This is a genomic window from Pseudoclavibacter sp. CFCC 11306 (assembly GCF_008831235.1).
In the GTDB taxonomy this organism is placed as follows: domain Bacteria; phylum Actinomycetota; class Actinomycetes; order Actinomycetales; family Microbacteriaceae; genus Pseudoclavibacter_A.
Genome location: NZ_WBKF01000001.1, coordinates 264,877 through 288,925, shown reverse-complemented (window position 1 = coordinate 288,925; position 24,049 = coordinate 264,877). Strand labels below are relative to the sequence as shown.

16 protein-coding genes and 1 tRNA gene are annotated in these 24,049 nt (G+C 66.0%); 7 read left to right on the top strand and 10 right to left on the bottom strand.

All coding sequences use genetic code 11. The features are described from left to right. Positions 1–214 precede the first annotated feature (214 nt). The 6 genes from uvrB to polA all read right to left on the bottom strand — a co-directional run bounded on the left by uvrB (position 215) and on the right by polA (position 9,149). On the bottom strand, positions 215–2,353 hold the full coding sequence (gene uvrB, locus F8O09_RS01245; RefSeq protein ID WP_158053666.1) for an excinuclease ABC subunit UvrB: 2,139 nt from the start codon (positions 2,351–2,353) through the stop codon (positions 215–217). Between the two features lie 57 nt (positions 2,354–2,410). Continuing rightward, a complete protein-coding gene (locus F8O09_RS01240) occupies positions 2,411–2,701 on the bottom strand; it encodes a GNAT family N-acetyltransferase (RefSeq protein ID WP_158031532.1) in 291 nt (96 codons plus the stop codon). Between the two features lie 55 nt (positions 2,702–2,756). Next, on the bottom strand, positions 2,757–3,356 hold the full coding sequence (coaE, locus tag F8O09_RS01235; protein WP_158031533.1) for a dephospho-CoA kinase: 600 nt from the start codon (positions 3,354–3,356) through the stop codon (positions 2,757–2,759). Between the two features lie 284 nt (positions 3,357–3,640). Next, entirely contained in the window at positions 3,641–5,098 is a 1,458-nt protein-coding gene (gene rpsA, locus F8O09_RS01230) for a 30S ribosomal protein S1 (protein WP_158031534.1), read from the bottom strand. Positions 5,099–5,292: 194 nt separating this feature from the next. Beyond that, positions 5,293–6,300, bottom strand: a complete 1,008-nt coding sequence (locus tag F8O09_RS01225; protein WP_158053665.1) for a thiamine-phosphate kinase — start codon at positions 6,298–6,300, stop codon at positions 5,293–5,295. Then, entirely contained in the window at positions 6,300–9,149 is a 2,850-nt protein-coding gene (gene polA / locus F8O09_RS01220) for a DNA polymerase I (protein WP_158054408.1), read from the bottom strand. Before polA ends, F8O09_RS01225 begins: the two co-directional genes overlap by 1 nt. Positions 9,150–9,294: 145 nt before the next feature. On the opposite strand from polA, the gene F8O09_RS01215 reads away from it, so the two are divergent. Continuing rightward, a complete protein-coding gene (locus tag F8O09_RS01215; RefSeq protein ID WP_158053664.1) occupies positions 9,295–9,726 on the top strand; it encodes a PaaI family thioesterase in 432 nt (143 codons plus the stop codon). 151 nt (positions 9,727–9,877) lie between these two features. Here F8O09_RS01215 and F8O09_RS01210 read toward each other — a convergent pair whose 3' ends face one another. After that, positions 9,878–10,546 carry an ANTAR domain-containing response regulator gene (locus F8O09_RS01210; RefSeq protein WP_158038226.1) on the bottom strand — a complete coding sequence of 223 codons (669 nt, stop codon included), beginning with the start codon at positions 10,544–10,546 and terminating at the stop codon, positions 9,878–9,880. Positions 10,547–10,649: 103 nt separating this feature from the next. Here F8O09_RS01210 and F8O09_RS01205 point away from each other — a divergent pair. Both F8O09_RS01205 and F8O09_RS10380 read left to right on the top strand, forming a co-directional pair. Then, positions 10,650–10,732 (top strand) — tRNA-Leu (locus F8O09_RS01205). Positions 10,733–10,791: 59 nt separating this feature from the next. After that, entirely contained in the window at positions 10,792–12,483 is a 1,692-nt protein-coding gene (locus F8O09_RS10380) for an alpha/beta-hydrolase family protein (protein WP_192497507.1), read from the top strand. Between the two features lie 12 nt (positions 12,484–12,495). Here the strand turns inward: F8O09_RS10380 and F8O09_RS01190 are convergent, their stop codons facing one another. The 3 genes from F8O09_RS01190 to F8O09_RS01180 all read right to left on the bottom strand — a co-directional run bounded on the left by F8O09_RS01190 (position 12,496) and on the right by F8O09_RS01180 (position 18,084). Further along, positions 12,496–13,779, bottom strand: coding sequence for an SLC13 family permease (locus F8O09_RS01190; protein ID WP_158053662.1), 1,284 nt, complete (start codon positions 13,777–13,779; stop codon positions 12,496–12,498). 158 nt (positions 13,780–13,937) lie between these two features. After that, a complete protein-coding gene (mgtA, locus tag F8O09_RS01185; RefSeq protein WP_158053661.1) occupies positions 13,938–16,586 on the bottom strand; it encodes a magnesium-translocating P-type ATPase in 2,649 nt (882 codons plus the stop codon). 55 nt (positions 16,587–16,641) lie between these two features. Next, positions 16,642–18,084 (bottom strand): FAD-binding oxidoreductase, encoded by a 1,443-nt coding sequence (locus F8O09_RS01180; RefSeq protein WP_158031541.1) that lies wholly within the window; start codon positions 18,082–18,084, stop codon positions 16,642–16,644. Between the two features lie 191 nt (positions 18,085–18,275). Between F8O09_RS01180 and F8O09_RS01175 the strand changes: the two genes are divergently transcribed. The 4 genes from F8O09_RS01175 to F8O09_RS01160 are packed head-to-tail and all read left to right on the top strand — an operon-like array spanning position 18,276 to position 24,047. After that, on the top strand, positions 18,276–21,296 hold the full coding sequence (locus F8O09_RS01175; RefSeq protein ID WP_225732796.1) for a Na+/H+ antiporter subunit A: 3,021 nt from the start codon (positions 18,276–18,278) through the stop codon (positions 21,294–21,296). After that, positions 21,293–21,823, top strand: coding sequence for an NADH-quinone oxidoreductase subunit K (locus F8O09_RS01170; RefSeq protein WP_158053660.1), 531 nt, complete (start codon positions 21,293–21,295; stop codon positions 21,821–21,823). The genes F8O09_RS01175 and F8O09_RS01170 overlap by 4 nt, the downstream gene beginning before the upstream one ends. Further along, positions 21,820–23,397 carry a Na+/H+ antiporter subunit D gene (locus tag F8O09_RS01165; protein WP_158053659.1) on the top strand — a complete coding sequence of 526 codons (1,578 nt, stop codon included), beginning with the start codon at positions 21,820–21,822 and terminating at the stop codon, positions 23,395–23,397. The genes F8O09_RS01170 and F8O09_RS01165 overlap by 4 nt, the downstream gene beginning before the upstream one ends. Beyond that, positions 23,394–24,047: a Na+/H+ antiporter subunit E gene (locus F8O09_RS01160; RefSeq protein ID WP_158053658.1), complete on the top strand. Its 654-nt coding sequence runs from the start codon at positions 23,394–23,396 to the stop codon at positions 24,045–24,047. The genes F8O09_RS01165 and F8O09_RS01160 overlap by 4 nt, the downstream gene beginning before the upstream one ends. Positions 24,048–24,049 lie beyond the last annotated feature (2 nt).

Below are 24,049 nucleotides of genomic sequence, written 5' to 3'. Positions count from 1 at the left end.
TCTGCCTCTGCCTGCTTCGAGAGGCGAGCCTGCGCCGTCGTCTCGCTCGCTGTGGGTGCTGCGCCGTTCTGCGCGGTGCTGCTGGCCTGGTGCGTCATGATGATCTTCTTCGTGAGGTCGTCGGTGCTGGGGGATGTCGGAGTCGTATGGTTCTGGCGTCGTGCGCGCACTCATGCCGTGTTGCGCTGAGTGCGGATGCCGGAGCGGGGCACACTCATCGGAGATCGGCTTTCTGCACACTGCGCAGTTCGCTCTTCACGTCTTTGAGCTCATCGCGCAGGCGTGCCGCCAGTTCGAACTGCAGCTCTTTGGCTGCCTGAAGCATCTGCTCGTTGAGCTCGGCCGCCAGCTTCGAGAGCTCTTCGACGCCGTGGGCGTCTTCGAATCGGGGGGCCGGGCCTGCGTCTCCGGTGGAGCCGATCGTGGTCTCGACCCCGACGGCGTCGGCGGTCTTCTGATGGCCGCGGCCGTGTTTTGCCGCCGCGCCTCGGCCTTTGCGACCGTGACCCGACATGAGCTCTTGGGTGTCTTGGTCTTCGCGGATGATCTGGTCGGTGATGTCGGCGATCTTCTTTCGCAGCGGCTGCGGGTCGATGCCGTGGTCGTCGTTGTACTGCTTCTGGATCTCGCGCCGCCGATTCGTCTCATCGATGGCTCGACGCATCGAGTCGGTGACGGTGTCGGCATACATGTGCACCTCGCCGCTGACGTTTCGTGCGGCTCGACCGATCGTCTGCACCAGTGAGGTGGTCGAACGCAGGAACCCCTCTTTGTCGGCATCGAGGATCGCTACGAGGCTGACCTCGGGAAGGTCGAGCCCCTCGCGCAGCAGGTTGATGCCGACGAGCACGTCGAAGGTGCCTCGGCGCAGTTCGGTGAGCAGCTCGACGCGGCGCAGCGTGTCGACGTCGGAGTGCAGGTACTCGACGCGCACGCCGTTGTCTGCGAGGAACTCGGTGAGGTCTTCGGACATCTTCTTGGTCAGCGTGGTGACGAGCACGCGTTCGCTGCGGTCAACGCGCTGCCTGATCTGTTCGAGCAGGTCGTCGATCTGTCCCTTGGAGGGTTTGACCACGACGAGCGGATCGAGCAGGCCGGTGGGGCGGATGATCTGCTCGACGACGCCGTCGGCGTGCGACAGCTCGTACTGCCCTGGGGTGGCCGAGAGGTAGACGGTCTGCCCGACGCGGTTTTCGAACTCGCTCCACCGCAGCGGTCGGTTGTCCATGGCGCTGGGCAGGCGGAAGCCGTGCTCGACGAGCGTGCGCTTGCGCGAGGCATCGCCTTCGTACATGCCCCCGATCTGCGGCACGGTGACGTGAGACTCGTCGATGACGGTCAGAAAGTCGTCGGGAAAGTAGTCGAGCAGGCAGTGCGGAGGCTCTCCAGGGGCACGACCGTCGATATAGCGGGAGTAGTTCTCGATGCCGCTGCAGAACCCGATCTGCTCGAGCATCTCGAGGTCGTAGCTGGTGCGCATCTTCAGACGCTGGGCCTCGAGCAGCTTGTTCTGCTTCTCGAATTCGTGCAGCCGCACATCGAGATCGTCCTGGATCTCGCCGATGGCGCGACGCATCGTCTGGTCGCTGGCGACGTAGTGCGATGCAGGGAAGATCGCGACTGTGTCTTCGCTCTTCAATATCTCGCCGGTCAGCGGATGCAGCGACGAGAGCGACTCGATCTCGTCGCCGAAGAGCTCGATGCGCATCGCCTGCTCGTCATAGACCGGGATGATCTCGATGGTGTCACCGCGCACGCGGAAGTTGCCGCGCACGAACTCGACGTCATTGCGCTTGTACTGCATATCGAGAAATCGATGAATCAGCTCGTCGCGGTCGATGCGGTCGCCCACGTGCAGCGACAGCATCGCCTGCAGGTATTCGTCAGGGGTGGCCAGACCGTAGATGCACGACACCGTCGAGACCACGATCACGTCACGCCTGCTCAGCAGTGAGCGCGTGGCCGAGTGACGCAGACGTTCGACCTCGGCGTTGACCGATGAGTCTTTCTCGATGAAGGTATCGGTCTGGGGAACGTAGGCCTCAGGCTGGTAGTAGTCGTAATACGACACGAAGTACTCGACGGCGTTGTTCGGCAGCAGCTCGCGAAACTCGTTGGCGAGCTGAGCGGCCAGCGTCTTATTGTGCGCGAGCACGAGTGTGGGACGCTGCACTCGTTCGATGAGCCATGCAGTCGTCGCCGACTTGCCCGTACCGGTCGCGCCGAGCAGCACGACATCGCGCTCGCCATCGCGAAGACGATGCTCGAGCTGATCGATCGCTTGAGGCTGATCGCCGGAGGGCTGATAGGGGCTGACGACCTCGAACGGTCGTACTTCACGGGTCGGCTGCACGGTTACAGTCTAGTCGCAGAGTCGCCTGATATCGAACCTATGTTCGAATGGACGTCCTCAGTCGGCGAGAATCGAATTCCACTCGGGATGTCGCTCGAACCACCGCGCCGCATACCAGCAGGTGGGTCGGATGCGCAGCCCGCCCTGCTGGCTGATCAGAGTGACGGCCTGTTCGACTGCCTGGCCCGCATAGCCATGACCGCGCAGCGCCGGCGGCGTGAAGACATGGGTCAGCGCGATGACGGACTGTCGGTTGATGGAATAGTCGACTGCGCTGAGCAGTGCACCGTCTTCATCGCGCAGAACGAAACGCTCGGCCTCGATGTCTTGTGTGAATGTGGTGCTCATGGCCTCAATGGTAGCGGAGCCCTTCGGCTTTGTCAGCGACGATGCCGCCGACCGATCAGAGGTATGCCGCTGCCATCTGGTGCCAGATCTGCAGAGCGTTGCGCTCGGTGTCGGCGATCGTTCCGGAGGCGTCGACCACGAAGTCGGCGATCGCCTCACGCTCTTCGTCGCTGACCTGTGCGGCGACCCGCTGAGACGCCTCGACGACGGTGTACGCACGTTCGGCGATCAGACGATCGATCCGAGTCTGTTCCGGAGCGCTGACGGTCACCACGGCGTCGAATGGCTGGGGCAGGTCGGCTTCGACGAGCAGAGGCACGTCGTAGATCACGATCGACTCGTCCGGAGCCCCGGCGATTCGCTCGGCCACGCGGTCGCGCACCCGTGGGTGCACGATGGCGTTCAGCTGCGCGAGCTTCGCGGGGTCGTTGAAGACCTGTTCGGCCAATGCCTTGCGGTTCAGGGTGCCGTCGGGGTTCATCACCTCGTCGCCGAACGTCTCGTGAATCTCGTGCAGAGCGGGCTGTCCGGGTTCGACGACCTCGCGCGACACCTTGTCGGCGTCGATCACACGGGCGCCTTGTCGGGCGAAGATGCCGGCCACAGTCGACTTGCCTGCAGCGATTCCACCAGTGAGTGCGATGACAGTTGGCATGTGTCCACTGTATCGCCCGCGACCCCAGCCACGGGCTCGAACACGGGCTCGACCAGGGGCGCTCCCATCCCTCTGCCGCCGCAGGCGCACCGTCGCAGGACGCCCCTCGTCACAGTTCACGCGCCCGCACTCGCACACCGGAGTGACGGTCACCGCAGAGTGACGCCAGTACGCAGAAGACCGCCCCGCACACCGAAGAACGGTATGCGGGGCGGTCTGTCAGAACTCTCGGAACATCTCAGTGCAACGGCACAGGCCGCTGCGTCTCAGACGCTCCGACGAACTCAGTGCTGTTCGAGCTGCTCCTTGAGCGCGGCGAGCGACGCGTCGTCAGCCAGCGTGCCCTCGTGCTCGTTCGAGCTGTACGAAGTCGCCGAAGTCGACTCGCTTGCGCCGAAGCCGGCCTCGGACTCCTTGGCGTTCTGCTCGGCGACCTGCTTCTTGTGAGCCTCCCACAGAGCCTGAGCCTTGGCGTACTCCTGCTCCCACTTCTCGCGGGCCTCTTCGAAGCCGGGCTTCCACTCGTTGGTCTCGGGGTCGAAGCCTTCGGGGTACTTGTAGTTGCCCTGCTCGTCGTACTCGGTCACCATGCCGTACAGCGCGGGATCGAAGTCGGTCGACTCGGGATCGATGCCCTCGTTGGCCTGCTTGAGCGACAGCGAGATGCGACGACGGTCGAGGTCGATGTCGATGATGCGCACGAAGACCTCCTGGCCGACCTGCACGACCTGCTCGGCGAGGTCGATGTGGCGGTTCGAGAGCTCCGAGATGTGCACCAGGCCCTCGATGCCGTCGGCGACACGCACAAACGCGCCGAACGGAACGAGCTTGGTGACCTTGCCGGGGGCCAGCTGGCCGATGGCGTGGGTGCGGGCGAAGACCTGCCACGGATCTTCCTGCGTCGCCTTGAGAGACAGCGAGACGCGCTCGCGGTCACGCTCGACGGAGAGCACCTCGACGGTGACCTCCTGGCCGACCTTGACCACGTCTGACGCGTGCTCGATGTGCTTCCAGCTGAGCTCCGAGACGTGCACGAGGCCGTCGACGCCGCCGAGGTCGACGAATGCGCCGAAGTTGACGATCGACGAGACGACGCCCTTGCGAATCTGGCCCGGGCGCAGCTCGTTGAGGAACGAGGTGCGGGTGGCCGACTGGGTCTCTTCGAGCAGAGCACGACGCGACAGCACCACGTTGTTGCGGTTCTTGTCGAGCTCAAGGATCTTGGCCTCGAGCTCCTGGCCCAGGTACGGCGTCAGGTCGCGCACTCGGCGCAGCTCAATCAGCGATGCGGGCAGGAAGCCACGCAGGCCGATGTCGACGATCAGGCCGCCCTTGACGACCTCGATGACCGTGCCCTTGACGACACCGTCAGCTTCCTTGATCTTCTCGACGTCGCCCCAGGCGCGCTCGTACTGCGCACGCTTCTTCGACAGGATGAGGCGGCCTTCTTTGTCTTCTTTCTGAAGAACCAGCGCCTCGACCTCGTCGCCGACCTTGACGACCTCGTCGGGATCGACGTCATGCTTGATCGAGAGCTCGCGTGAGGGAATGACACCCTCGGTCTTGTAGCCGACATCGAGGAGTACCTCGTCGCGGTCGATCTTGACGACGGTGCCTGTGATGAGGTCGCCGTCATTGAAGAATTTCAGCGTCTTTTCGACCGCTGCCAGGAAGTCCTCTGATGAGCCGATGTCGTTGACGGCGATCTGCTCGGGGGCCTTCTGGTCGATTTCAGTTGACATTGAGTGGGTACTCCAGTGCGTGTGCTGCTCAGGTCGGGCGAGCTCGGCATTGGCCGCACTCTACTGCTCCCGACGATGGATGTTGGTGTGGACCGCACTCGGCTTGAGCATGATCCATTGTGCAACAATACCGGGTCTGATAAGCACCTGGCAAACACATCACCCGCGACACGCCGCAGTTCTCCAGGCTGACCTCAGCTGTGTCGAAAGTGGTCGAAGCCCAAGTACTCCGTGGGTCGACCGCTGAGCAGCACGCCGTGTTCGCCGCGTTCGATCACGGTGCCCACCGCCTCGAAGCCTTCGGGCAGCGCGGCGTCTGCCGCGAACGTGCCGAGCAGGCCGAAGTCCTCCCCTCCTGCCATGACGAGCTCCCACGGGTCGACCCCGAGAGTGTGACGCGTCCAGCCGAGATCGGCGCAGCGCCCAGCCAGCGCGCCCGAGACGAAGTCGAGGGTGACGTCGGACGCAGCGGCGATTCTGGCGGCGTCGCGCGCGAGCCCGTCTGACACATCGATGAGAGAGTGCGCGCCGTACGCAGCCGCACGCGCACCCAGCGAGACCGGAGGGTGCGGACGCAGCTGGGCATCCACCGCATGCTGAATCGCGCCGGTGCGCTCGAGGCCGCGCAGGTCAGGATCGTCTGTGCGCTCGCCCATCAGAATGCGCAGACCGGCGGCCGCGAACCCGAGCAGACCGGCATAGGCGACGACGTCGCCGAGCAGCGCGCCGCCGCGGGTCACGGGCTCAGCCACCTCGCCGTAGCTCGTCGCCTGCGAGGTGAACAGGCGGGCGTGTGAGAGGTCGCCGCCCCAGATCGACACCTGTGGAGCGAGTTCGTCCACGGCGTCGCGCACACCTCGCGCATACCCGATGAGGTCGGCAACGGTCGCATCGTGTCCGAGCCCCAGAGCCATCACCAGCCCGGTCGGCTGTGCGCCCATCGCCCCGATGTCCGAGAGATTGACCGCTGCGGTCTTCCAGCCGACGTCGTACGCGCTGAACTCGGGGAAGACGAAGTCTTCGTGCTCGATCAGCATGTCGCTCGAAGTGACCAGGCGCAGCCCGGGGGTCACCGTGATGACCGCGGCGTCGTCGTTCTCGACCTCGGTCGGGTGCTCCCCCGCCGGGTACGCCTGACGCAGAATCGCGACGATCTGCTCTTCGGCGAGATCGCCGACACGAGTGGCGAGTGAGACCTTCATCAGTGCGCGGCCTTGTTCCAGCTGGTGCCGGTGCCGATGTGCACGTCGAGCGGCACATCGAGGCTGGCCGCGTTTCCCATCGCGTCGGTGACGAGATCGCGGACGGCCTCCAGCTCGCCGTCGGCCACTTCGAGGATGAGTTCGTCATGCACCTGCAGCAGCAGCCGCGAGCGCAGCCCCTGCGTCGCGAGACGTCGGTCGACGGCCAGCATGGCGAGCTTGATGATGTCGGCGGCGCTGCCCTGAATGGGCGCGTTGAGAGCGGCGCGCTCGGCATTGTCGCGCACCCGACGGTCACGCGAGTGCAGGTCGCCGAAGGGGCGACGTCGCCCGTAGATCGTCTCGGTGTAGCCATCGACGCGAGCCTGCTCGACCACGTTGCGCAGATAGTCGCGCACGCCGCCGAACCGCCGGAAGTAGCCTGACATCAGATCTTTGGCCTCATCGCGCGTGATGCGCAGCTGGTTGGCCAGCCCGAAGGCGCTGAGCCCGTAGACGAGCCCATAGCTCATCGCCTTGACCTTCGAACGCATCTCGGGAGTCACTTCATCGGGAGTCACGCCGAACACCTTCGACCCCACGTAGCGGTGCAGATCCTCACCCGAGTTGAACGCCTCGATCAGGCCTTCGTCGCGCGAGACGTGCGCCATGATGCGCATCTCGATCTGCGAGTAGTCGGCACTGATCAGCGTCTCGTACTCGGGAGCCGAGACGAACTGATCGCGAATGCGCCGCCCCTCTTCGGTGCGCACCGGAATGTTCTGCAGATTGGGGTCGGTCGAGCTCAGGCGGCCGGTCGCGGTGCCGGTCTGCTGATACGTCGTGTGGATGCGGCCGTCGTCTGCGACGGTGCGACGCAGACTGACCACCATCTGGGCGAGCTTGGTCGCGTCGCGGTGTGCGGCGAGCAGCTCGAGGAACGGGTGCTGCGTCTGCTCGTAGAGCGCGGTGAGCGCCGCCTGGTTGGTCGAGTAGCCGGTCTTCGTCTTTCGGGTCTTGGGCATGCCCAGCTCGTCGAAGAGCACCTGCTGCAGCTGCTTCGGGCTGGCCAGGTTCGTCTCGTGCCCGATGACTTTGTAGGCCTCTGAGGCGATGTCGCGGGCTTTGTCGGCGAAGCTGTCGCCGAGCTGTTCGAGCCCGTCGACGTCGACTGCGATGCCGGTCGCCTCCATCTTCGCCAACACGGGCGAGAGCGGCAGTTCGATGTCGCGCAGCACCTGACCGCCGCGAGTGGTGTCGAGCGAGCGCACGAGCTCGCGCCCGAGCACGAGGGTCTGCCATGCGGCGAGCGCGGTGTCGCGGTCTGCCCCCGACGGGCCCGCTGAGCCGTCCGCGTTCGACGAAGCCTCCTCGTCTGCCTCGCCCGCAACGTCGAAGAGCGCGTCATCGGCGACCTCGTGCTCGAACTGCGAGGTGAAGAAGAGGTCTTCGCTCGCGCGCAGCGAGTAGTCGCTGCGCGTCGAGTCGAAGAGGTACCAGGCCAGCTCGGAGTCGAGCACGATCCCACCGACGGCCTCCCCCACACTGCGCTCCGCCGCATCACGCGGCGCGGTGATGCCTGCACGGTCGAGCTCGTGCAGCATCTGCTTGAGGCCGTGCACCGCTTTGGGGTGCTCGCCTGCCAGCCACTGATGCAGAGATTCGCGGGTCGTCGTGTCAGAGCCGTCGGGCAGCGCGGCGACGCGCGACTCGTCTGCCGTGGCGAGCGCCATGGCGATGGGGCCGCCGTCTGCGATCTCGAATGCCAGACCGACCGTGGCATCCGCCCCGAGTGACGCAGCCCAGGCGAGCAGCGCCGTCACCGAGGCGGCCTTGGTCGCGACTGGGGGTTCGGCCGTGATGACAGGCACCGGCAGACCGCCGTTGTGCGTCTGCCCGAACGAGGATGCCATGGTCGCCTGAGCTGGCGCACTCGCGTTCGCACCGGCTCCGTTCGGTCCGGCGTCGATGCCGCTGACCGGCACCGCACGCTGCTTGACCTTGTGCAGCTGCCCGTCGAGCCCCTGCACACGCGCCTTCATGGTGCGCAGCTCGAGTTCGGTGAAGACCTGTTCGACGCGCTCGTGATCGACGCCACGCACTCTGAGATCATCGAGGGTGACGGGCAGCTCGAGATCGCGGCGCAGCCGGTTCAGCCGACGGTTGCGCTCGACGTCGCTGATGTGTGCTCGCAGGCTCTCGCCCACCTTGCCCTTGATGGCGTCTGCGCTGGCGATGATGTCGTAGACGTCGCCGTACTTGTTGATCCATTTGGCCGCGGTCTTGGGCCCCACGCCGGGCACTCCCGGCAGGTTGTCGCTGGTCTCGCCGACCAGGGCGGCGATGTCTGGGTAGTGCTCGGGCGGCACGCCGTACTTCTCGTGCACGGCGTCAGGGGTGAAGCGGGACAGCTGGCTGACGCCTTTGACCGGGTAGAGCAGCGTCACGTTCTCGTCGACGAGCTGAAAGGTGTCGCGGTCGCCGCTGACGACCAGCACGCGCTCGCCGGCCTGCTCGGCGACGAGGCTCAGTGTGGCGAGGATGTCATCGGCCTCGAAGTTCTCTTTGGTGATGACCGTGATGTTCATCGCTTCGAGCACCTGCTGCAGGTGCTCGACCTGACCTTTGAACTCCTCTGGCGTCTCGCCGCGCGTGCCCTTGTACTCGGGGTATTCCTCGGTGCGGAACGAGTGACGCGAGAGGTCGAAGGCGACCGCGATGCGAGTCGGACGTTCTTTGTCGAGGAGGTTCAGCAGCATCCCAAGAAAGCCGTGGATGGCGTTGGTATGCAGGCCCGACTCAAGCTGGAAGCTCTCGGGCGGCAGAGCGTAGAAGGCGCGGAAGGCGAGCGAGTGCCCGTCGATGACCATCAGGGTGTCTCGGGAGGTGTCAGTCACGCCCACCACCTTACCCGGCGAATCACGGAGCGGCCGTGCTCGTCTCATGCGGGCTGCCACGTCGGGTATCCTCTGCTGCACGAGCGATTCCGCACGTCACAGACCCGAAGGAGTGCACATGTCGATCATCGATGCGGCCCGAACGGATGCGGCCCGGCGCCTGCTGGAGCAGCGGGGCACGCTGGGCGAGCTCGCCGAGAAACTGGGCATCACATTGGTGAGCCTCTCAGCCGACGAGGCGGTGGCCACGATGCCCGCCGAGGGCAACCGCCAGCCCTATGGCGTCGTCAACGGCGGAGCCTACGTGACCCTCGGCGAGACCCTGGGGTCGTTCGCTGCGAACGTGCACGCGATCGATCGCGACAAGGTGGCGGTGGGCATCGAGATCAACGCGACGCACACCCGCTCGGTGCGCACCGGCACGGTGACCGGCACCTGCCGGGCGCTGCACCTCGGCGGAACGCTGACCACACACGAGATCACGATCACCGACGAGCAGGATCGTCTGATCTCGACGGTGCGCATCACGAACTTTCTGCGCAACGCGTGACCGGGGAGGCGGACGGTGCGGCTCCCCAGCGCAGATGACAGACGCAGATGACAGACGCCACACCGGTTCATGTCGGTGTGGCGTCTGATCGAGTCTCTGTCTGATCTCTGTCTGAGACGGCGTCTGCGTATCGGTCTGCGACCGTCAGCGGCTATTCGGCGTCGTCATGGTGCGGCTTGGGATGCTCGCTTTTCGAAGCGTGGTGATCGCCCTTGCCGTGGTGGTCGCCTTTGCCGTGCTCTTTGCCATGGTCTGGATCGAGCTGCTGGATGACGGCCTGGGCGACCTCGCGCATCGTGGCGCGACGATCCATGCTGGCCTTCTGAATCCAGCGAAAGGCCTCGGGCTCGGTCATGCCCATGCGCTGGTTGAGCAGGCCCTTTGCGCGGTCGAGCAGTTTGCGGGTCTCAAAACGCTCGACGATGTCGGCGACTTCGTCTTCGAGGGCCTTGAACTGCGCGTGGCGCGAGAGTGCGATCTCGATCGCCGGAATCAGCTCTGCCGGGGTGAAGGGCTTGACCACATAGGCCATCGCGCCCGCCTCGGAGGCCCGCTCGACGAGTTCTTTCTGGCTGAACGCGGTCAGCAGCACGACAGGGGCGATGCCCTCGTCGGTGATGTGCTGAGCGGCGGTGATGCCGTCCATCTCAGGCATCTTGACATCGAAGACGACGAGATCGGGCTTCAGCTCACGAGCGAGCTCAAGGCCCTTCGCGCCGTCGCCGGCCTCGCCGACGACGTCGAACCCGGCGTCTTGCAGGGTGTCGACGATATCCATGCGGATGAGCGACTCGTCTTCGGCGACGACCACGCGTCGCATCGGTTTGGGGGCTGCGGTTTCATCACTCACACGCCTAGCTTACGGTATGATGACGTCGGCCGTGTGTCGTCGGCCGACCACCGGTCGGTCTTCGATGATGCTGGCCCAAGTGGCGGAATGGCAGACGCGGGGCACTCAAAATGCTCTGCCCGAGAGGGCGTGTGGGTTCGACTCCCACCTTGGGCACTGTTTTCTCTATCTGCCACCGGTTTTCGGCGATGACGCGCCACGTCTACACTCGTGAGGTGACCACCACCCCGCGCCAGACGCTCACTCAAGTCGCGCAGCGGATCTTTCGAGTGCTCAGCAGCAACTTCGACCTCGTCGGTCTGGTCATCGGGCTGAACCTCTTCTGGGCGTCGCTCACGCCATCGCTCATGCCTCGCAGCTGGTACTGGCAGGGGCTGATCAGCGGCATCCTCGTCGTGATCGGCTACGGTCTCGGCACGCTCCTAGGTCATATCGTGCGCGCACTGATCAGCTGGCGCCCGTCCAAGGCCCTCGGGCAGCGCGTCTCGCTGGCATGCCTCACGATCGTGATGGTCGTGAACGTCTACTGGCTGTCGATCTATGTCTGGTGGCAGGACAGCGTGTATCCGCTCAGCGGCTTCACGCGCCCCCAGCTCAGCCTCGTGCAGATCATCGGTCAGACCGTGCTGATCGTGCTCATGACCATCGCCGTCGCCTGGGGCATCCTGCTGATCGTCCGAATCGGACGGCGTGCGATCGGCACGTTCTGGCGCTTCCTGATGCACCGCAGCGGCATACGTCGCATGCCTCCGTTCTTCGGCCGCACGGTGGCCTTCGTCGTGGTCGTCGTGGCGCTGGCCCTGGTGTTCGACACCAGCGTGCGCCCCACACTCCTCGGCGTCATGGACAGCTTCTACACCACGAAGAACGACCGTGACGCCGGGCTCGAACAGCCGACCGATCCGCTGCGATCCGGCAGCGACGCATCCCTCGTCTCGTGGAACTCTCTGGGCTGGCCGGGCAAGACCTTCGTGCAGAGCGGCCCGAGCACCGACGAGATCCAGTCGTTCAACCCGGGACAGCCGACGGTCGACCCCATTCGCGTCTACGTCGGCAAAGAGTTCTCGAACAACATCTCGGAACAGGCTCGCATCGCGGTCAAAGAGCTCGAACGCACCGACGCCTTCGACCGTCAGGCCCTGCAGATCGTGGTCACCACCGGCACCGGCTGGGTTGACACTCAGTCGACCAGACCGCTCGAATATCTCTACAACGGCGACGTGGCAACCGTATCGATGCAGTACTCGTTTCTGCCCAGCGCGCTGTCGTTCGTCTTCGACCGCGACCGCGTGGAGCAGACCGCACGCTCGCTGATCACCGGCGTTCGAGAGGCGGTCGACCGGCACGAGGCGCAGACCGGTCATCGCCCCAAGCTCTTCGTCTACGCGCAGAGCCTCGGTGCGTACGGCACGCAGAACGCCTTTCCCGACCTGAGCGATCTCGTGGCGGGCACTGACGGCATCGTCTTCGCCGGCACGCCCGGCATCAGCGAGACGCACCAGCGTATGACCGCCATGCGCAACGGATCGCCCTGCGTCGAGACCGAGGGCCAGTCGGTGCTGTTCGTCGAGCGTCGCGAAGACATCGACGCGGTCTGTGCTGGGCGGCCGCGCCTGATGTACATGCAGAACGTCTCAGACCCGGTGGTGAAATGGCAGAGCAGTCTGATCTGGCGTGAGCCCGACTGGGTGGCCGCCGAGAAGGCGAAGGGGCAGCTCACCCCGTATTTCACGTGGATGCCCGGGGTCACCTATCTGCAGATGACGCTCGACATGCTCATCTCGGGTTGGGCGCCGGCGCTCTACGGCCACAACTACGGATCGAGCGCCGTTCCGGCCTGGCAGCGTCTCTCCGGGGTGCAGTGGGACGACGCACGCACCGACCGACTCATGGACACCATCAGGTGAGTCGTCGGGGTCTCAGCGCATGCCCGCCCACGTCGGCACCGCGGCGACGAGCCACCCGACCGCCGGTCCGATGAGACACATCAGGCCTGCGTAGATCAGCATGCGCCGGTAGTACCAGTCACGGATTCTCTCATCCACGTTGGCCAGCAGCATCGCTCCGTTGGTGGAGAACGGGCTGATGTCGACGATGGTGGCCGAGAAGGCCAGCGCTGCGACGAATCCGGCGATACTCACCTCGCTCTGCTGCAGGAACGGAACGGCCAGCGCGATCACGACGCCGATGATGCCGAGCGACGAGGCCAGTGCCGAGACGAAGCCTGCGAGGTAGAAGAGCAGCAGCGCCGCGATCAGCGGTATCGCGATCGCCTGGATCCCTCCAGACACCCACTCCACGGTGCCGGCCGACTCGAGCACGGCGATGTAGGTCAGCACCCCGGTGATCAGCACGAGCACCGACCATGAGACGCGTTTCAGCGCCTGCGTGCCCTCGGACGGGCTGATGCAGGCCAGCACGATCCCGACTCCGAGGCAGACCACGCCGATGTTGAGGTTGAAGATCAGAACCAGGACGACCATGATCGCCAGACCTGTCAGAGTGAGCAGCTGAGACCGGTTGAGGCGCCCGGAGCGGGTGACTGCCCCGGCTGCGGCAGCAGTGCTGCCCACAGCGGATGCGCGAGTCGCATGCTCTGCCATCTCGGGGTCGTCTCTCCCGCGCAGCACGAACCAGGTGACCAGCGCGAAGAGCACGTTGAGCACGAACGGAATGGCGAAGAGCGAGAGCGGAGCGGTCGGCAGACCCTGCTTCTCGAGGTAGCCGTTGATGAACACCCCGTAGACGCTGATCGGAGAGAAGGCTCCGGCCAAGGCGCCGTGGACGACCAACAGGCCCATCATCAGCTGATTCATGCGGTTTCGCCGGGCGAAGCTCAGCGCCAGCGGAGTGATGATCGCGACGGCGAACAGCGCGCCGCATGCGATCAGCACGGCCGTGAGCGCGAAGAAGATCCACGGGGCCAGGTGGTGACGTCTGCCGATCAGCTTCATACAGCCGCCGACGAGCACTTCGATCGCTCCGTTGTTCTGCGCGAAGCCGAACAGGAACGTCAGTCCCAACAGCGACACGAACAGATCGACGGGGAACCCCGCCCAGATCTCTTTGACGTCCATGCCGAGCATGGTCGATCCGAGGGCGAACGCGGCGACGAATCCGAGCACGCCCATGTTGACGCCTCGCCACGTGGCGAGCACGAACATGACGGCGAGCAGCAGGATTGAGACGATTTCAGGGCTCATGGACGAGTGGCTTTCGGGGGTGTCGCACGAGTGACAGGCGGTATCGCCAGCGTCACTGTGCGGAGGTTGGTCTGCGGCGGCTCGTGGCCAGGGCCCGCCGACCAGTGGTATCGGTCATCGGGCCGAGACGATGATACCGTGCTGACAGCCGACGCCGTTCATCCGCGATGCAGAGCCTCGATGAACCGCCGCTTCAGCAGTTCGTTGCAGGCGAGGTACGCCAGCGAGATCACGATCACGGCGGCCATCAGCATCCCCGAGACCGCATCCAGCCCAAGCACGCCGGCCAGCGGCGAATAGGGCACCCACAGCGTGAACACGCCCACGATCACGCTCAGCACGACCAACCCACGGCCCGGACGAGTGCGGAAGAGCGGCCGGGCCGAACGCATGGAGAAGAGCACGATGAGTTCGGTGATCGTCGATTCGAGGAACCAGGCGCTGCGGAACGTCACGTCGTCGGTGTGGAACACCTGCATCAGCACGACGAAGGTGATGATGTCGAAGGCAGCCGACAGCAGGCCGAAGACCAGCATGAAGTTGCGGATCGCCGCGATGTTCCACTGACCGGGGCGTCTGACCAGCTCGTCGTCGACGCGATCCGACGCGATCGCCATCGAGGGCAGGTCTGTGAGAAAGTTCAGCACCAGAACCTGACGGGGCAGCAGCGGCAGAAACGGCAGGAAGATGCTCGCGACGGCCATCGAGATCATGTTCCCGAAGCTCGCGCTGGTCGTCACACGCACATACTTCAGAGTGTTCGCAAACGTCTCTCTGCCGAGTCGTACGCCGTCGTTGACCACCCCGAGACTCTTGTCGAGCAGCACGACCGAAGCCGCGTCGCGGGCGACCGGATGCGCGGTGTCAACCGAAATGCCGACATCGGCTGCGTGCAGGGCGGGTGCGTCGTTGATGCCGTCGCCGAGATAGGCCACACCGTGCTCTCCCCCGCTGCGCTGGTCGCCACGGTCGAGGTTCAGTCGCAGGGTGCGCACGATACGTGCTTTGTGGGCAGGCTCGACTTCGGCGTAGACGTCGGTGTCGGTCACGGCCGCCGAGAGTTCGTCGTCGCTCATGCGATCGATCTCGGGCCCGGTCAGCACGGTGTCGTCGTCGAGCCGAAGCTCACGGGCCACGTGGCCGGCGGCATAGCGGTTGTCGCCGGTGATGACTTTGACGCGCACGCCGGAGTCGCGCAGCGCAGCGATGTCCTGCTGCACATCGGCCTTGATCGGATCATGGAAGCAGAGCAGGCCGCGCAGGGTGAGCCCCTGCTCGTCGTCGGCGGTCATCCGGTGTTCACCCGGCTCAGCGGCATCGGCTCGACGCGTCGCCAGCCCCAGCACGCGGTACCCTTCGCCGCTCAGCGCGCGAAAGCGTTCGTCGAGTTCGCTGCGGTGGGCGTCGAGCGGCTCGTCTCGGCCGTCGATGCGCACGGTGGCGCAGGTGTCCAGCACTTTGTCGAAGGCCCCTTTACAGACCAGCAGCGGGCCGCGCGCCACGCCTGCCGTGGCATCCGCCGCCGACCCGTCGTCGTCGACGCCGTCGACCAGCACGCTCAGCCGCTTGCGTGAGAAGTCGTACGGAAGCTCCCCCACGGCTCGCGCGCTCGGGGGCACGGTGGCCTGGGCGAGCACCGCCTGATCGAGCGGATTCGCGAAACCGGTCTGCAGCCCGGCGTTGAGCACGGCCAACCGGCCGACCGCCTCGTCAGAGCGCCCCGACGGATCGGCCGCGAGGTCGAGGCCGGCCGACCCGATCGTCACGGTGCCCGTCTTGTCTGTGCAGAGGACCGAGACCGAGCCGAGATCTTCGATGGCGTCGAGCCGCTTCACGATCACTTTGCGGCGAGCCATCTTGCGTGCCCCCGTCGCCAGGCTGACCGAGGTGATGGCCGGCAGCATCTGCGGAGTCAGCCCGATCGCGAGCGCGACAGCGAACATCAGCGCTTCCAGCACCTCGCGACCGAGCACCCAGTTCACGACGAAGATGAACACGGTGAGCACGATCATGAGGCGCAGCAGCAGTGTGCCGAACTTCGTCATGCCTCGCTGGAACTGCGTCGGCCCGGTTCTGCCGGTCAGCTGCGCCGAGAGCCGGCCGAACTCCGTCTGCGTGCCCGTGTGCACGACGAGAGCACGCGCGGTGCCGCTCACGACGTGAGACCCCTGGAAGACGGCGTTGAGACGACCCGAGAGCGCGGCGTCTGCGGCCACGTCGGCATGGGCGTTCTTCTCGACCGGGAAGGTCTCTCCCGTGAGGCTCGACTCGTCGACCAGCAGGCTGTCGGCGTCAAGCAGACGGGCGTCGGCGGGAATGAGCGATCCGGCCGAGAGCACGACGATGTCTCCGGGCACGATCGACGCGACCGGCACTTCAGAGTCGCGCCCGTCGCGTCGGACGATCGCCGTGGTCGCGACTCGACTCATCAGCTCGCGCACGGCGTTCCCGGCGCGATGCTCCTGCCAGAAGCCGAGCAGACCTGAGGCGAGCACGATCAGTATCACGATGAAGCCGTCGACTGCGTCGGCCACGATGAACGAGATGACCGCGGCCACCAGCAGAATGAGCGTGATCGGGCTGCTGAACTGTCGCAGCACTGCCCGAACGACGGCAAATGCTCCCGCGTCAGCGCCGGTTGTGGTGTGTCGCGTGTCGAGACGCTGCGCGGCGGCCCCGGGGGTCAGCCCGGCAACGGGGTCGTCAGTGCCGAGACGCCGAAGCAGGTCTGGAACTGCCACCGCCCACCAGGTGTCTTTGGCCTGGGGAGCATTGGCGGGCGAGACCGAATGAGACCGAGTGCGCATGACCCCAAGTCTAAGTGCGCTCACGACCTCGCGGGCTGAGTGCTCGCTGGGCTGCTCAGAGCTTCTTGCCGGGGTTCAGTATTCCGCGCGGGTCGAACGCCGCCTTCACACGAATCTGCAGAGCCAGGAGCTCGGACGAGAACTCGGTGCCGAGCGCGCTGCGCTTGAGCGTGCCCACCCCGTGCTCGCCGGTGATGGTGCCGCCGAGCTCGATGGTGCGAGTGAGGATCTGCTCATAGGCGCGGTGTGCTCGGGCCAGGCTGTCGGCGTCGCCTGCGACATAGCCGACGATCGGGTGCAGGTTGCCGTCGCCCACGTGCCCGCCGGTCGCCACCGGCGCACCGGTCTCGGCTGCGGCCTGCTCGATCACGCGCAGCAGCTTCAGCAGCCGACCTCGCGGCACCGCGATGTCTTCGGTGAGCAGCGTGCCGAACTCCGCGTAGAGAGCCGGATGCAGCTGACGGCGGATCTCAAGCAGCGCATCGACTTCGGCCGCGTTCCGGGCCAGGTCGATGCGCACCGCATGATGGCTCTCGAAGATGCGCTGATATTCGGCGACGTCTTCGGTGGCGCGCCCGATCTCGTCGGATTCGACGATCAGCATGGCGGCGACGTCATCGGGCAGCTTCGCGTTCGGGTTGAAATGGTTGATCGCCTGAATCGTGCGCTGGTCGAGCATCTCGAGTGCGCTTGGCCTGCGGGCGTTCGACGCCGTCTCGGCGGCTGCGGCGAGCGCGTCCTCCAGCGTGGGAAAGAGCGCTGCAGCGCCGGCGGCCTCACCGGGCAGCGGACGCAGCGCCAGGGTGGCCTGCGTCACGATGCCGAGGGTGCCCTCGGAGCCGACGATCAGACTCGTGAGGTCGAGCCCGGCGACACCTTTCACCGAGTCGTGCCCGGTGCGCACGACGGTGCCGTCGGCCAGCACCACCGTCAGGCTGCGCACTGAGTCGCCGGTGACGCCGTACTTCACGCAGCGCATGCCGCCTGCGTTGGTGACGATGTTGCCGCCGATCGAGCTGATGTGCACCGATCCCGGATCGACTGGATAGAACAGCCCCTGCTCACGCACGGCAGCCGCCAGATCACCGGTGATCACGCCTGGTTGCACGGTGACCAGCTGGTCGTCGACGTCGATGCGCAGAATGCGGTTCATCAGGGTGAGGTCGAGCAGGATCGCACCGGGAACCGCATCGGCACCGCCGACGACCCCGGTACGGGTGCCCTGCGGCACCACGGGAATCACCAGATCGTTGGCGATCGCCATGACGGCGGCGACCTCTTCGGTGCTGGTCGGCAGCACCAGTGCGAGGGCCAGCGCCGGGGAGTCGTCGACGCCGGTGTCGTGGCCGTGGTCGAGCAGCTCGGCGCGGCCGGTGACGACGTGATCGGCGCCGAGAGCCTCGGTCAGGCGAGCGACTGCGCTGCGCTGCGCGTCGCTGAGCAGGACGCTGGAGGATGTTGCGAGTGGGTCTGTGGGTGCATCGGCTGCAGTGTTCATGATGGAGTCAAGCTTACCCTCGTCAGCTTCACGACCTGCCTGCGAACCGCAGGGAGCCGATCGAGCGTCCGAGGCGCCCGAGCCCGGCGGCCACGCCGCTGGGGCCGGAAGCGAACGGGTAGTATTGGGAATATTCTTCCCGACGCATACGTTTGAGACCCTGAATGCCCCCGATCTCGTGAGGTGAGTCCGTGCCCGTAGCCTTCGTCGCAGTACTGGTCGCCATGCTCATAGCCTGGCCATCTGTGCGACGTTGGGGATCACGCGGGTTCATGCCGATCGGCACTGTCGTCGCCGTCGCTTTCCTCGCCCTGCTCGCCGAAGCGCCGAAGGTACTCTCCGGAGCGGTTCCGGCGTTCGATCTGCCGTGGATTCCGCAGCTCGGGGTGAGCCTCTCGTTCCAGCTGGACGCCCTGAGCTGGGCGATGTCGCTGGTCGTCACCGGCGTCGGCGCGCTGGTGCTGTTCTACTGCAGCGCCTACTTCACCGACTCCGAGCCCTCTCTCAGCCGGTTCGCCACGCTGCTGACCAGCTTCGCCGCAGTCATGCTCGGTCTGGTCACCAGCGACGACATCGTCGTGATGTTCGTGTTCTGGGAGGTCACGAGCGTGCTCTCCTACCTGTTGATCGGGCACACCTCTGACCGACGGGAGTCGAGAGGCGCTGCGCTCCAGGCGCTGCTGGTGACGACCTTCGGCGGGCTGATCATGCTGGTGGGCGTGGCCATTCTGGTGGTCGACAACGGCACGACCTCTCTGACTCAGATCGTCGCAGACCCCGCGATGAGCGCCGGCACGCCCTGGGCGGTGCTCATGATCGTGATCGGCGCACTGAGCAAGTCGGCGATCGTCCCATTCCACTTCTGGCTGCCATCGGCCATGGCCGGCCCCACACCGGTGAGCGCCTACCTGCACTCGGCGGCAATGGTCAAGGCGGGCATCTATCTGGTGCTGCGCTTCGCGCCCGGCTACGCCCAAGTGCCGGGGTGGCACGAAGTGCTGGTTCCGCTCGGCCTCGTCACACTGCTGATCGGCGGCTGGCGAGCCCTGCGTCAGTATGACTTGAAGCTGCTGCTGGCCTACGGCACCGTCAGCCAGCTCGGCCTGCTCATCACCGTCGCCGCGATCGGCACCCATGACGCTGCGGTCGCGGCTCTGGCTCTGCTCGTCGCCCACTCGCTGTTCAAGGCCAGCCTGTTCATGATCGTCGGAGTCATCGATCACAACTTCGGCACCCGGGATCTGCGAGCGCTGCGAGGTCTCGGGCGCGGCCATCCGCTGCTCGCGGTCGTCACCGCGCTGAGCGCGGCATCGATGGCAGGGCTGCCACCGATGCTGGGGTTCCTGGCCAAAGAGAGCGCTCTGACGGCCATGCTCGACTGGCAGCACGGCTGGTCGGTCTGGGTGACGGCAGTCGCCGCACTCGGATCCGTGCTCACCGTCGCGTACTCTGCTCGGTTCGCCTTCGGAGCCCTCAGCAGCCGCCCGCGCAAGACCGGATCGTCCAACGTCGACACCAGCACCGTGCACGTGCTCGTCGACTGCAGCCAGCCACAGGCGCACGGCAATGTGGGGCTCATCGGCCCGGTCATCCTCTTGGGGCTCTCGCTGCTGCTGGCGATCTGGCCGACCGGCCTCGACCATCTCGCGACGGCGACCGCCGCGGCGCTGCCCGCCGGTGAGCATCCGCTGCATCTCGCCCTCTGGCACGGCTTCACCCCGGCCTTGGGCATCAGTGTGATCGTCATCGCACTCGGAGCGCTGCTCTTCGTGCTGCGACGACCCGTGGCGAAGCTCCAGGCCAGAGTGCCGGACTGGATCGAACTCTCCCGGTGGTATTCGGCGACGCTCGCCGCGACGGACTGGATCTCGGCTCGGGTGACGCTGTTCGCACAGCGCGGCGGTCTGCCCGGCTATCTGGGCACCGTCTTCGTCGCCTTCGTCGCGGCGCTCGGACTGGCTCTGCTGCGCGTGCAGCTCTGGCCCGGCGAGATGGTGCCGTTCCACTCCGTCGCACAGCTCGGCATCGCCGCCCTGATGGCCGTCGCGGCCCTCGCCGCCGTCCGTGCCCGGCGCCGTCTGCTGGCCATGCTCTTGGTCGGAGCCACCGGCTACGGCATGGTCGCGCTCTTCACGCTGCAGGGCGCCCCCGACCTCGCACTCACGCAGCTGCTGGTCGAGACCGTGACCCTCGTGATCTTCGTGCTGGTCGCGCGTCGACTTCCTCGGCATTTCGAACGAGCCGAAGGAATCAAGCGGGTCTGGCCCAAGGCCGTCATCGCCGTCGCCGTCGGGGCGGTCATGGCCGGCGTCGCACTCGCCGTCGTGGGTGCGCGCAGCCAGACGCCGATCTCAGCCCAGATGCCCGATCTGGCATATCTCGAAGGGCACGGTCGCAACGTGGTCAACGTGCTTCTCGTCGATCTGCGTGGCTGGGACACCATGGGCGAGATCTCGGTGCTGGTCGCCGTCGCCACGGGTGTGGCCAGTCTGGTCTTCGTCACGCACCGCACCGGCAGAGTCCCCTCGATCAGCGCCCAGGGCCAGCGGCGCCGTCGTCTGCAGCGTCTGGCACCCGTCGTCGAACCGGTCACCGGGGCCCTGCCCGTGGTCGACCCCAGCACCGGCCGTCCCGTCAGTCAGACGGCACTGCAGCGCACCATTGACGCGCACGACGAGGTCGACGACGACAGCACCCGCCGAAGCTGGCTGATGGCCGGCCGAACCTTGGCCCCCGATCATCGGTCGCTGATGGTCGAGGTCGTCGTCCGGCTGCTCTTCCTGCCGCTCATGCTGATCTCGGTGATGCTGCTGATCGCCGGGCACAACCAGCCCGGCGGCGGCTTCGCAGGCGGACTCGTCGCCGGTCTCGCCCTGGTGCTGCGCTATCTGGCCGCCGGCCGCTACGAGCTCGGGGAGGCCCTTCCGGTGCCCCCAGGTGTCCTGCTCGGCACCGGGCTCGCCACAGCGGTCGGCACGGGAGCCCTCTCGATGCTCTTCGGCGAACCGTTCCTCACCTCGCTGTGGTGGCAGGCGACGCTGCCGATCTTCGGTGAGGTGAAGCTCGGCACCCCCACACTCTTCGACATCGGCGTCTATCTCGTCGTGCTCGGGCTGGTGTTCGACGTACTGCGCTCACTCGGCGCTGGCATCGACGAGCAGTCCGTCTCGGACGAATCGATCGTCGACGACTGGGCGGAGGGCGTGCGATGAGCGTCTCCCTCACTCTGATCGTCTTGATGGCCGTCATGTACGCCTGCGGCGTCTATGCGATGCTCGAGCGCAGCCTCAGTCGAATCCTGATCGGCTTTCTGCTCATCGGCAACGCGACGAACCTGCTTCTCATCATCGTCGCAGGCCCGCCCGGAGAGGCACCGATCGTCGAAGACGGCGTCACCAGCGACCAGATGGCCGATCCTCTGCCGCAGGCCCTCACGCTCACCGCCATCGTGATCACTTTCGGCATCACCGCGCTGCTGCTGGCGCTGATCTACCGAAACTGGCGGCTGTCTCGCCAGGAGCACACCGAGGAGCACACGGCAGTGCCCGGCTCAGACCTGCATGCCGATGACGAGACCGCCATGCTCGTGCGACAGGCCGCGGGCGATGACGCCGCTCTACACCAGGCCATCGACGCCAGCGACGCGAACGACAGCCGCGACGATGTCTCCGACGCAGACGACGACTCGAGCACCGCATCCGCACAAAACCGCCACGATCGACAGAGAGGCCATCGATGAACATCGCACAGCTGCTGCCGATCATCGTCGCGCTGCCGCTCGCGGCCGCGGCGACCTCGCTGCTGCTCGGGCGGCGCCCCAAGACACAGATCGTGGTCACCCTCGGCACCCTGCTGGTCGTGCTCGGCATCGGCGTCGCCACTCTGGTGGCCGCCGATCATGACAATGTCGTGAGCATCGTGCTGGGCGGCTGGCAGGCGCCATGGGGCATCTCGCTGGTGGCCGACCGGCTCAGCGCTCTGCTCGTCGTCGTCGCCACGACCATGCTGCTCGGCGTCTTGGTCTACGCCATCGGTCAGGGCATCACCGACGGAGACGCCGAGACGCCCGTGACGATCTTCCAGCCGACCTACTTGGTGCTCGCAGCCGGACTCTTCAACGCCTTTCTGGCCGGCGACCTGTTCAACATGTTCGTCGGCTTCGAGATCATGCTCGCGGCAAGCTATGTGCTGATCACCCTCGGCGGAACCGGCCCGCGCATCCGTTCGGGAGTCATCTACATCGTCGTCTCACTGGTCTCGTCGGTGTTCTTTCTCGTCGCGATCGCTCTGCTCTACGGCGCGACCGGCACAGTGAACATGGCGCAGCTCGCCCAGCGCATTCCCGAGCTGCCTGCCGAGACGCAGACCATCGTGCATCTGTCGCTGCTGCTCGGCTTCTGCATAAAGGCGGCGGTCTTCCCGCTGTCGTTCTGGCTGCCCGACTCATACCCGACCGCACCGGCACCTGTGACGGCGGTGTTCGCCGGCCTGCTCACCAAAGTCGGCGTCTACGCGATCATCCGCACCGAGACGCTGCTCTTCGCCCATCACGACGTGAGCGCGCCGCTGATGACCCTCGCATTCTTCACGCTGCTGATCGGCATCATGGGCGCGATCGCTCAGGCCGACATCAGGCGACTGCTCTCGTTCACCCTGGTCAGCCACATCGGCTACATGCTCTTCGGCATCGCCCTGGGCACGCAGGCGGGCATCGCAGCCACGATCTACTACATGGTGCATCACATCACCGTGCAGACCACCCTCTTCCTGGCGGTCGGCCTGGTCGAACGAGTCGGCGGCACCACGTCGCTGACGCGGCTCAGCGGAGTGCTCAACGCCTCGCCGCTGATCTCGGCGCTGTTCCTGGTGCCCGCGCTCAACCTCGGCGGCATCCCGCCGTTCAGCGGGTTCATCGGCAAGCTCGCCCTGATCCTGGCCGGCGTGCAGACGGCCAACTGGCTGACTTGGGTGGTCATCGGAGCGATGATCCTCACTTCGCTGCTGACGCTGTACCCTCTGGCCCGGGTCTGGAACCTCGGTTTCTGGCGACCCGCGATCGACCCCGACCGCCGGCACAGCCGCATGCTCCGATCGCTGCAGGAGAACCCGTTGGCCCCGCCCCGCAGAGTCGCGCAGCGTGACGTGTCGAAGCTGATGATCTCGGCAACCGCAGGCATGGTCGTGCTCACCCTCGCGCTCACGGTCTTCGCCGGGCCCCTGCTGGGCTTCGCCGACCGGGCCGCGACCACCGTGGCAGACCCGCTCTGGATGATCGCCACCCTGCTCGGCCCGCTGAGCGGAGGTGCCGCATGAGACAGAGGCTCAGGGCCGGCTGGCAGGAGCTGCTCACCGTCATCGTGCTCACGGTCGTCTGGTGCCTGCTTTGGGGCAAGCTCGACGCGTTCACCGTGATCGGCGGGCTGGTGATCAGCTGGATGCTGGTCGCGATGTTCTATCTGCCGCCGCTCGAGATCACCGGGCGTCTGCATCCGATCTCGGCGGCCTACGCCTTCGTGCGACTGACCCTCGACATCATCCGCGCCTCGATGATCGTCGCCGTGCAGGCACTCTGGCCCTGGTGGCGGCCCACCGGTGCCGTGGTCAAATTCGATCTGCACACCACCGACGACCTCATCATCACCCTGACGGCTGAGGCGATCTCGCTGGTGCCGGGCTCGCTGGTCGTCGAGATCGACCGCAACAACGGAGTGCTGTACGTACATGCTTTCGGCGTGCGGACTGCGGCCGACATCGAACGCGCCCGCTGTCAGGCGCTCGACCAGGAGGCTCGCATCATCATGGCGTTGGGCAGCTCCGCCGAGCGGCAGGCGGTGCGAGGTCTGGCCGCCCGTCGGCGTGCGGATGCGCGAAGGGGCCCGCATCACGACAGCGGCTCCGACTCGACGCAGGCTCACACATCACCCGTCGATCTGTCGACGCCGACGTCACGAGAGGAGCGCTGACA